This window comes from Mesorhizobium sp. M7A.F.Ca.US.005.03.2.1, from assembly GCF_003997795.1.
Lineage (GTDB): Bacteria > Pseudomonadota > Alphaproteobacteria > Rhizobiales > Rhizobiaceae > Mesorhizobium > Mesorhizobium ciceri.
The window spans coordinates 1-1,280 of record NZ_RZRP01001244.1 but is presented as its reverse complement, the minus strand read 5'-3'; the positions used below and the strand labels follow the sequence as shown (position 1 = coordinate 1,280).

Here is a 1,280-nt window from a genome sequence, read left to right as displayed (position 1 = left end):
ATTCGCGGCTGCTTCTGTGGTCCAACCAGCGCTCGAACGGCGGCGTCGCGCCGAATGCAACTGCGCTTGGCCGCTACTGGATGGAGCATCCGACCTTCGAGGGTGGCAACGCCATCCTGGCCGACTATAACGCGTTCGAGGTCGACGCCGTCAACGAGGCCTTCTTCTCGCCGACACTCGCCGCCATGGAGCGGCTGCAGATCATGAATTTCGGCATCCGGCTGATCGAGACGCCGTATCCCGGGGTCAAGAGCCTTATCGCCGACCTCGCCTGCACGGCGCCCAGCATGGCGGAATGGATGTCCTACCAGCTCAGTCAGAGACTGCGCTGCGCGGCCCAGCTCTACGTCGCCTGGGAACAGGCGCCGCTGGCCTCCAACCAGATCGAGTTGTCGAAGACCGATGTCGACCATGCCGGCGTGCCGCGCATCGAACTGCACTGGAAGAAATCCGAACTGGAACATCGCACCCTTCTCGAAGGGCTCAGACTGTTCGGCGCAACGCTGATCGAGAAGAATCTCGGCCGCGTGCGCATTGCCGACTGGATCAGCAATGGTCAGGACTATCCGACCAACGACGAGACGGCGGGCCATCACCATATGGGCGGCACGCGCATGGGCACCGACATCAGCAAGAGCGTGGTCGACGCCAACTGCAAGGTGCACGGCATGGACAATCTCTATGTCGGCGGCTCCTCGGTGTTCTGCACGTCGGGTCAATGCAACCCGACGACGACGATCACCGCGCTGGCCTGCCGGCTGGGCGACCATCTCAGCAAGGTGGTCACCGCCTGACGGCTGCAGGGCAGCATGCTGCCTAGGGCAGTTCACCGTTTCACGGAACGGCGATCCGCTCTAACTCTTTGTTTGACGCAATTCCGGACGGAAAACCGTTTCACACTTTTCCTGGAATTGCTCTAGAGCGTCGCCGGGTCGAGCGCCGGCTGGTCCTTGCGCCGGGCGACGATTGCCGCGAAATCGGCGGTCTGGAAGGCATCGCGCAAGGCGTCGAAGGACGGCAGCACGAAATAGGCGCGCTGGAACTTGTCGATCTCGTAGCCGGTGCGCATCACCGTTTCCAGGTCGAAGGGCACGTGGTGGGCGTCCTTGCCTTCGACCGCGAACTGCAGCTCGGTAAACGACGACATAAGGCCGGCGCCAAAGGCCTTCAGCGGCTGGCCGGCCTCCTGCATCAGGCCATATTCGGCCGTGTACCAGTAGAGCCGGGAAATCATCTCGTCGCCACCCAGCGCGATGATGTCGCCGGCCTTCTCGCCATAC

General features: G+C 62.7%; 1 protein-coding gene and 1 pseudogene. One reads left to right on the top strand and one right to left on the bottom strand.

Going from position 1 to position 1,280, the window contains the following annotated elements:
- The coding region (locus tag EN991_RS36685) for a GMC oxidoreductase (RefSeq protein ID WP_206519337.1) at nt 1-794 on the top strand (794 nt) is incomplete at its 5' end.
- 122 nt (nt 795-916) lie between these two features.
- On the opposite strand, the pseudogene EN991_RS36680 reads toward EN991_RS36685, so the two are convergent.
- Nucleotides 917-1,280 (bottom strand): annotated as a pseudogene (locus EN991_RS36680) (phenylalanine 4-monooxygenase); the annotation flags it as partial.